General features: G+C 62.4%; 3 protein-coding genes and 1 pseudogene. All 4 read left to right on the top strand.

Translation table 11 applies throughout. From position 1 onward, the window contains the following. Window positions 1–208 (top strand): annotated as a pseudogene (locus FVE66_RS20250) (DUF927 domain-containing protein); the annotation flags it as partial. 231 nt (window positions 209–439) lie between these two features. Further along, entirely contained in the window at window positions 440–844 is a 405-nt protein-coding gene (locus FVE66_RS20085; RefSeq protein WP_151449273.1) for a DUF6950 family protein, read from the top strand. A gap of 189 nt (window positions 845–1033) precedes the next feature. Further along, complete coding sequence (locus FVE66_RS20080) at window positions 1034–1720, top strand: hypothetical protein (protein WP_151449272.1); 687 nt, start codon at window positions 1034–1036, stop codon at window positions 1718–1720. A gap of 692 nt (window positions 1721–2412) precedes the next feature. Further along, entirely contained in the window at window positions 2413–2634 is a 222-nt protein-coding gene (locus FVE66_RS20400) for a hypothetical protein (RefSeq protein ID WP_206668802.1), read from the top strand. The last annotated feature ends 955 nt before the right edge of the window (window positions 2635–3589 follow it).

Genomic DNA, 3589 nt, shown 5'->3' with positions numbered 1-3589 from the left:
GTACTTCGTATTGCCCGAGGTCTTCCGGGAAGAGCTATGCAAAGGTTTCAGCCCCAAAGCTGTGGCGCAATTGCTGGTCGAACGTGGCTACCTGGTGCCCGAGGGCACGGGCGACAAGGCGCGGCCCGATCGGAAGGAACGTTTGCCGGGGATGGGTCTGACCCGCTGCTACCGATTCAGCCCAAAGATTGCTGCAGCTGAGACGTGACCTGGGGGCAAGGGAATTGAATCGGACAGTGACCACCATGCCGAGTTCGGCGGGAGGATGCACCAGGGTGACAGTGATTACTTGCTCGGTCGAATACTACGTTCTTCCTGATGTCTTTCGAAAGGATATCGGCAATGGCTATGAGCCTCGCACGGTTTCCCCGCCCGCTGTTGGAGGGTGGCTATCTGGTCGGAGGGGAGAAGGGGCGCGGTGGCACGTTCGTGGTACTCAATGATACTTCCAGACTATATAGCCGCCCACCTGAATACCCCGTTCGAGTGGGGGAAGTTCGATTGCATATTGTTCGTGCATGGTTGGGTGGAGCATTCGACGGGAATCAACTATCTGCAAGGCGTTACGCCTTGGCATAGCGGGATGCAGGCGATGCGCACGCTTGGCCAGCTGGGGGGATTGGTTCGCGTTCTGGATGCAAGATTTGAACGGATCAGTTCTCGGATAGCTTGCGATGGAGATATCGGAATTTATCAGAAGGCGGCGCATTTATTCAGTGGCGCACATGTTGTCGGGCCGGCGCGGGATGGTCTCACGTTCACGGACCGCATGATGGCTGAAGAATTCGCATGGTCGCTGCACGGGGCCAAGGTGGCCGATTCATCTTTCAAGAGTCGGATTTAAATTTAAAAGGAGAAGTGAAATGCCACAAGTGATACCGGTTGTAGCGTCATGGGCAACCACGGTTGCAGTTTCGACGTGGGTGAACATCGCATTCATAGCGGGGAGTCCAGCATATGGAGCAGGGAGGCAAATGGAGTTCAGTGGGGACAATGTTGGTCGGATTGGTGTTGAGATCGGGGAGAAACTTCAATGAGCATGATTAATGTTTTCCTGTCCCCGTCAAAGGCCCTGATTGGAGTTGATACCGAGGGCATCAATGGTCTGACGGGCGATTTCATTCGGGTTGGAAAAATGATCTACCTGCCGCAGGTAAATATTGTTCTAGCCGGGCGTGGGACGGCTGCTTTTCTGCTGGTCTTGCATACTATGCTGACAGATGCGCTGATGCGGATGCATGGCGGGGGTGATTTCGATTCTGCTGCCGCTGCGATGCCAGAGCTTGTGGGTGCGGCCTACAAAGCAATAAATGCAGCAATGCCCGACGTCGGGCTTTACGGTATTCCGGAGGGCCAACAGGCCGTATTGATTGGATGGTCTGCGATACAGAGCCGGATGCAGGCCTGCGCTTACCTGCAATCCCCATCGGCGGAGGTCGAAGTGGTCAACATCGAAGACCCCGGCTACATGATGCCATGGAATGCGGCCTGGGGAGAACCGCCGGAGGGTTGCAGCCCAGCGGATATGGTCGAGTTGGCACTGTGCCAGGTGAGAAATGTTAAGTGTGAAAGTCCAGGCACGCCAATGGGCGGCAACCTGATCATCGCTGAGTTGTCGCGGTCGGCAATGAGTGTGCGCGACATGGGAAAGTTGGTTCCCAGAGCGGCTGATAGCCGCAGGGTTTTCGGCATGGGCGTTGCTGTCAGAGTGCGGGCCTGATCGGGCAAGGAAGCGGGCGTGATTCGCGCTTCGTTTTAAGGACGGCAATCTGAAGTCATCAACCGATATCAGGTGCTTTTGATCGGTCACTGGCATTAGTCGCAGGTCCGTTTTCATATAAGGCTCGCCGGAAACGGGCGAGCTTTTTTTTTGCTCGGTTCCATTTGATTGCCTTCTTGTCGCGCGCACGGTGGGCGCGTGGGGAGGAATGCATTCCGCGCCAGCATTACAGGCTGGCCAGAAGGTGAGGCGGCGAAATGGCGACGTGCGCATCGAGCTGGCGTAACGGCGACGTACGCCGGAACTGCGGCCTGGTACCGGAAGGTGAGGCAGTGCTGCCTGCCACCGCCCCGCCCCAGCGTCGAGCGCTTTCAGCACATCGGCCGTGGTGGCCAGGCAGTGGTGCTGGCGAAATGGCGACGTACGCCGGCATTGCGGCCTGGCGCCGGAAGGTGAGGCGTGCTGCCTGCCACCGCCCCGCCCTGGCGTAGAGCGCAGTCAGCACATCGGCCGTGGTGGCCAGGCTGCAGTGGTCGACCTCCTAGTGCGCGGCATGCTGGCGAAATGGCGGCGTACGCTGGCACTGTGGCCTGGCGCAGGAAGGTGAGGCAGCGCTGCCTGCCACCGCCCCACCCCAGCGTCGAACGTTTTCGGCACATCGGTCTTGGTGGGCAGGCAGTGGTCCTGGCGAAATGGCGACGTGCGCATCGAGCTGGCGTAACGGCGACGTACGCCGGAACTGCGGCCTGGTACCGGAAGGTGAGGCGTGCTGGCTGCCACCGCCCCGCCCCAACGTCGAGCGCTTTCAGCACATCGGCCGTGGTGGCCAGGCTGCAGTGGTCGACCTCCTAGTGCGCGGCATGCTGGCGAAATGGCGGCGCACGCTGGCACTGCGGCCTGGCACCGGAAGATGAGGCAGTGCTGCCTGCCACCGCCCCGCCCCAACGTCGAGCGCTTTCAGCACATCGGCCGTGGTGGCCAGGCAGTGGTCCTGGCGAAATGGCGACGTACGCCGGCATTGCGGCCTGGCGCCGGAAGGTGAGGCGTGCTGCCTGCCACCGCCCCGCCCTGGCGTAGAGCGCAGTCAGCACATCGGCCGTGGTGGCCAGGCTGCAGTGGTCGACCTCCTAGTGCGCGGCATGCTGGCGAAATGGCGGCGTACGCCGGCACTTCGGCCTGGCGCCGGAAGGTGAGGCAGCGCTGCCTGCCACCGCCCCGCCCCAGCGTCGAGCGCTTTCAGCACATCGGCCGTGGTGGCCAGGCTGCAGTGGTCGACCTCCTAGTGCGCGGCATGCTGGCGAAATGGCGGCGTACGCCGGCATTGCGGCCTGGCGCCGGAAGGTGAGGCGTGCTGCCTGCCACCGCCCCGCCCTGGCGTAGAGCGCAGTCAGCACATCGGCCGTGGTGGCCAGGCTGCAGTGGTCGACCTCCTAGTGCGCGGCATGCCTGGCGAAATGGCGGCGTACGCTGGCACTGCGGCTTGGCGCCGGAAGGTGAGGCAGCGCTGCCTGCCACCGCCCCGCCCCAGCGTCGAACGCTTTCGGCACATCGGTCTTGGTGGGCAGGCAGTGGTCCTGGCGAAATGGCGACGTGCGCATCGAGCTGGCGTAACGGCGACGTACGCCGGAACTGCGGCCTGGCACCGGAAGGTGAGGCAGTGCTGCCTGCCACCGCCCCGCCCCAGCGTCGAGCGCTTTCAGCACATCGGCCGTGGTGGCCAGGCAGTGGTCCTGGCGAAATGGCGACGCATGCCGGCATCACTGGCTGGCCGGAAGGCGAGGCAATGCGGGCGGCCCGTGCTTGCTTTGCGGCCTGGCTGGAAGGGCGCGGCGGGTCCGGCAACACAGAGCATTCGGCAATCGTGCGGCG

Source organism: Lacisediminimonas profundi, assembly GCF_008831265.1.
GTDB lineage: Bacteria > Pseudomonadota > Gammaproteobacteria > Burkholderiales > Burkholderiaceae_D > Lacisediminimonas > Lacisediminimonas profundi.
The sequence above is the reverse complement of the archived record's forward strand: the minus strand, read 5'-3'. Positions and strand labels throughout refer to the sequence as shown.

Excerpts from the sequence above, each read along its gene's own strand:
- FVE66_RS20085 (WP_151449273.1), top strand. The coding sequence starts at position 440 with ATGATACTTCCAGACTATATAGCCGCCCACCTGAATACCCCGTTCGAG.
- FVE66_RS20080 (WP_151449272.1), top strand. The coding sequence starts at position 1,034 with ATGAGCATGATTAATGTTTTCCTGTCCCCGTCAAAGGCCCTGATTGGA.
- FVE66_RS20400 (WP_206668802.1), top strand. The coding sequence starts at position 2,413 with ATGGCGACGTGCGCATCGAGCTGGCGTAACGGCGACGTACGCCGGAAC.